5 protein-coding genes are annotated in these 4726 nt (G+C 45.7%); all 5 read right to left on the bottom strand.

What is annotated here, in order from left to right; all coding sequences use genetic code 11:
* Positions 1-569: LPXTG cell wall anchor domain-containing protein (locus J5I83_RS01305; RefSeq protein WP_304052663.1), on the bottom strand; the 569-nt coding region annotated here is incomplete at its 3' end.
* A gap of 77 nt (positions 570-646) precedes the next feature.
* Positions 647-1216 carry a hypothetical protein gene (locus J5I83_RS01300; RefSeq protein ID WP_304052661.1) on the bottom strand — a complete coding sequence of 190 codons (570 nt, stop codon included), beginning with the start codon at positions 1214-1216 and terminating at the stop codon, positions 647-649.
* Positions 1217-1327: 111 nt separating this feature from the next.
* Complete coding sequence (locus J5I83_RS01295; protein ID WP_304052660.1) at positions 1328-2590, bottom strand: methane monooxygenase/ammonia monooxygenase subunit B; 1263 nt, start codon at positions 2588-2590, stop codon at positions 1328-1330.
* Entirely contained in the window at positions 2590-3507 is a 918-nt protein-coding gene (locus J5I83_RS01290) for a methane monooxygenase/ammonia monooxygenase subunit A (RefSeq protein ID WP_304052659.1), read from the bottom strand. The genes J5I83_RS01295 and J5I83_RS01290 overlap by 1 nt, the downstream gene beginning before the upstream one ends.
* 176 nt (positions 3508-3683) lie before the next feature.
* Entirely contained in the window at positions 3684-4499 is an 816-nt protein-coding gene (locus tag J5I83_RS01285; protein ID WP_304052658.1) for a methane monooxygenase/ammonia monooxygenase subunit C, read from the bottom strand.
* Positions 4500-4726 lie beyond the last annotated feature (227 nt).

Raw genomic sequence — 4726 nt, 5'->3', positions numbered from 1 at the left:
GCTGTTTCCAGTTTACTTTTTTTACTGCGCATGAAGAAGAAAGCACCGGCAGCTACCAGTACAAGCGCTCCTATGATGTAAGGAAGATTCGATTTTCCTCCAGTTCCTACCGAGAAAGGAAAACGGGATATATATTCATCTTTCTCTCCTCTGATCGTAACCAACCCGACAAATTTACCAGCTTGCGGGAAATTATGCTCAAAGGTAACCGATCCATTCGAATATACTTTAGGCGGCAAATGGAATATCGTTAGCTCATCAAGATTTTCTTCTGACCCGGTATCGCGGATGATCCTTACTTCAGTGGTCATTGGCCGCAGCTCTTCATTGATATAATCCAGCGCCACCACGGTCCGGCCCACCATGGGGATATCTTCACAAAACTCCTGCTCTTGTGTGCTCTCCGGCTGATAGCCCGTAAAATGCATGGTGTATGGCCCTATTGTAAGCTTACACATATCTTCGGCCAGTGACAGTCCGCCATGCGCATGCAAATTCATTGAGTAAACCATACCTAATGTAATAATCACTATTGATTGATAAATAAACTTCATGAGATTTTTAAACATTATTTTCTCCCCCTGCAGCAATATAAATTTTTTATTATATGATCAATTCAATGACAAAACACTTACTTTGACCTTTTTTAGTGACGTGAAGCCCGCCATTTACGAAACCGTTTCGATTGTGTGAATCGGTATATGATCCATGCCAGTATTAGTATCCCCATTATCGGTGCAATGGAGGCACGAAATAGCTTCGCATAATCAATCATTTCCACACGCAGCTGATATTGATATTTTAATGGTGGAATTCCCTCTGCCGTTACAACGACTGAATATAAACCCTTCTCTAGCTTGCTTATGCTGTTAATGACACCGTCTGGATGGTAATCAGCAGGTAGCCGCATCACGGTTTCTCCATCTGTTTCATTTCCACGAGAAACTTGCACGGTAACCGGCATATTACGTAATGCAGCATCAATTAGATCAATTACTAAGTAGGTATCTCCCGCCAGCGGAATATCCGTACAATAGTGCCCACTTTCGTTATGTTGCGGCTGATATGCACTCAGATGCACCATGTTTTCACCTATTTTGCGCACACATGGGTCTTCCTCTAATGAGACTCTTCCATGGGCAAGCACATTGCCCACATAAAGCATCGCGACAAGAACGAAAGCCGCAATACCCGCCTGTGTTAACCGCTTTACCACGACAAACTCTCCTGTTAATAATTAAAACACTATTTGATCTTATAAAAAAAACCGGCACACCTTTCTGTCTCGCGACAGCGGGTGCACCGGTTGGCTTGCTTCTATTACTTATTAAAGCTTGGTAAAGACCGGGATAACCGCACCAGCAACACTATTGATATGGCGATTTCCTTGCTCATCCCATGACATCAACAACCCACCAAAACGACTTTCCGGGTCACCCAACAGAGCCATCAAACGTTGAATTTCCCATAACGCGTCTTTAGCTTCCATTTTGATTTCTTTGGTTTCACCTGGTTGCACAGGTGTTTCGTCATCAAAATTCAGCCCAATTGCTATCAGCTCCCGCGGATATGCAGGATCTAAGTATTGGCGGCCATATGAGTTGATGAAGCGAATACCAGCAGTCGTGAATTCTCCGAATTTGACTGGGCTGTCACCATTGTTGGTAACTTCCATGGTCACACGCAGTGCACGTCCAGGTACGTCATAGTTAGCATACGTTACGCGGATAGCTACCGGGTTAGGTGCAACCGGCAGTGGATCTACCTTCGATTCACCTGCTTGAATGGGTACCGTGTACGGGTGTTTGTTTTCCGTGTAGCGATAGCTTCCCCATACCAACGCACAGGTCAGAATTGCCATACCGATGGCAAGTTTCTTGTCCATTGGATCCATCAGGATTTCATCACCATAGGCCAGCAATACGCGGCTACGCGGCAAGAACATCGGACGTGCAACAAACAGGCCAATCCAGAAACAGCCTAATGCCATCCAGATGAGGTGCCAGGTGAGTCCATTGGCAAAGTTGAAGGTCTCGGTATCAACGGTTTCTCCCGTCAGCAGTTTGACCGGGTTGGTAAAGTCATCCCAGCTACCCGTGATGTTCATCCATGCGCCAGGCCCTGCGATCGGACCTGCATCCTTGACGTTCAGCATTGCATGCATGTGATGGCGACCTGGAATACGGGCTCTCAGGTTGACTTCAAATTCATAGTCGCGGCCAATTTGCATCGGACCTGAAATAAACCAAGGTTCACCATTGATTTTGGTACTCAGACGAACAAATACCGGGCTTGGGCTTCCCACGTTGAAGAAAGCTCGATCCGGTTTTGCTGCCGCACGCGGCCAGTCTTCAGCCAAGTGAAATTTACCTTTTATCTTGGCATTTTCATTGACTTTAGTGACTTCCGGTGACCATTTGATGTCATACCATTGGACAGTACGCATCCTCAGGAAGGGTTCCTGAGAACGCTCCCCATGTGCTGCTACCGGGGTAACATCGACTACCAGACTTACTGCCAGTGCTGCTGCCGCGTAAGCGACTCCGTACAGCCCCATCACGCTTCGTTTGTATATGTTCTTTATATTCATTATTTGATCCCCTGTGCGAAACCTTCTTCACCAAATGCGGTAACGTCATCTCTTTGCACAATACGGCCTCTCTTACCTTTTACATAGTAGAATGCTGTGCAATAAACTTTACCGAGGTACCACCAAACAACGAACATCAGCATGGATACAAATGCCGCGAAGAATGCTGCAATCACGGTGGTGTGACCACCAAAGGTACGCAGTGAACCTTGCTCAATATTACGCACGTATTCAGGTGTACCTGTACGGACATAGAGGTGTCCCATGTAGTCTGCCATTGAAAGCAATACACCTTCAACTACGACTGGCAAGTGGGTCGGTCCAAAAATTGCCCAGTTGCCTGGATAGAAGAATAAACCAAAGAATCCTCCTCCAACCAGTGCTGTAATCAGCCAGTTACCGGACAGATACAGTGTGAGATCCAACATCAATGCGCCCGGAATCATGATACCTGGTGTCACAAAGTTCATTGGGTAGTGTGACCACCAGTAAAAACCCCAGTAGCGGGTTAGCCATTCTCCAACCAGTAAGCAAACGATACAGAGTGTCGCGCCAAATGGTTGACGGTAGTTAACCCAAAGATAATACATGATTGCTGAACAGTAGGTGATACCTACAATCGGTGTCACTACTGGCCACCATTGACGATCTTTCCAGTCCATCCAGAAATCCCAGTCACCTGCCAGCAACATAAAGTGCATGTGATAGGTTCCAACCAAAAGTATGCACAAAATTGGAAAATAGATCAGATCAATCGACCGCGACATGTGAATTGCTTCCTGCGGCATCTTGGCTGCCTTCAGAATCTCATTCGTTTTGAATATGCCCGTCATGTAACCTTCACTTTTTGACAGCAGCGGTACAAACAGAAACAAAACAGGTATAAATAATAATACCCATACTATGCTTTCACTCATAACTCCCTCCCTTTGAAGCTTGTAATATTAAATTTGACATGACGATTCCTTTATTTTTTCAGGTTAATTACTATCGACTAGTTTGCATATCCCCATCATAGTCGACTCGCTCAATTTCACCCCTACTTCTAGTCTCCCAGAAGCAGGAATGAAAATCGTCAATTTATAACCTCAAATTAAGGAATAATTCTGTTGTTAAGAATTTCCTTACTTTGGTTATTCCAGGCTACGTCCACTAAATTGGAATAGCGGGTGATGACCTGTGCAGCAATACCACCTGCGAACAATCCGGACCAACCCAGAATCACAAAGCCCCAGTGTAGTGGCGCGCTGAAGAGTTCTTCCATGAACCAGAAAGCATGGCCCCATTCGTTCAAACCTACGTTTGGCAGAATCATGAGCGGGCCTGCAATTGCCAGTACCAGCGGGAAGGAAATACCTCTGCTGTACAGCGGCAAGCGGGTCATTGCGTACAGGTATGCAGCAACGCCACATACGATGTACATCGGGAAGGAACCATAGAACACCACAACATGGCTAGGTGTAAAACTGGTATCACGAATAATTACTTGGTGCCATGATGCGTCTTGCTCGGTGAAGAAGCTACCACCCCAGTATACGCCAAAAAGGTATACGCCAAGCCACATCAGCCAGTAAAAATAGCGTTTGATTTCCAGTTTCGGATCCAGATTGTCCAGTTGCTCTTTGGTGTCACGCGTTTTCCATATCCAGCCCCACGTAACCAATGCAAATAGCGGCATAACTGTCATGTGTACACGCCACAATCCCATCCAAACTCGATCAAATTCAGGTTCCATCGAGTCCATACCATGGGAGTAAGCAAATGTCCGTTGGTACCAGATCCAGAAGATCGCTACCGCCAGCATCGTCGCCATGCCAAATTTATACCATTTCGAGTCATACCACACCGACATGTCATAGCCTCTTTCCGAGCTCGACGATGCAGCACTCGTTCCCATTGTAGTTGCCATTTTAAACTTCCTCCTGTCTTTACACTTTAGTTAGAAAAAGTAATAGCGTTGCTTCCAACTCTATTACTTGCCATCACTTCAATCCATAAAAACCTTACGGCTCTCATGGTCTCTGTCTAGCATTCGACTAAACTACTCCTTTTTTTGTTCCAGCTGAAAACTTCAACTCCCTTTGCTGGCTACACTCTACAGGCTAGTCACCTTAATCACTTTAGTCAAGTGGTTTT

It is taken from the genome of Nitrosomonas communis, from assembly GCF_024102715.1.
Classification (GTDB): domain Bacteria; phylum Pseudomonadota; class Gammaproteobacteria; order Burkholderiales; family Nitrosomonadaceae; genus Nitrosomonas; species Nitrosomonas communis_B.
This window is presented reverse-complemented; position numbering and strand designations above follow the sequence as displayed.

Coding starts and splice junctions, on each gene's coding strand:
- J5I83_RS01295 (WP_304052660.1), bottom strand. CDS start 2,590: ATGAATATAAAGAACATATACAAACGAAGCGTGATGGGGCTGTACGGA.
- J5I83_RS01290 (WP_304052659.1), bottom strand. CDS start 3,507: ATGAGTGAAAGCATAGTATGGGTATTATTATTTATACCTGTTTTGTTT.
- J5I83_RS01285 (WP_304052658.1), bottom strand. CDS start 4,499: ATGGCAACTACAATGGGAACGAGTGCTGCATCGTCGAGCTCGGAAAGA.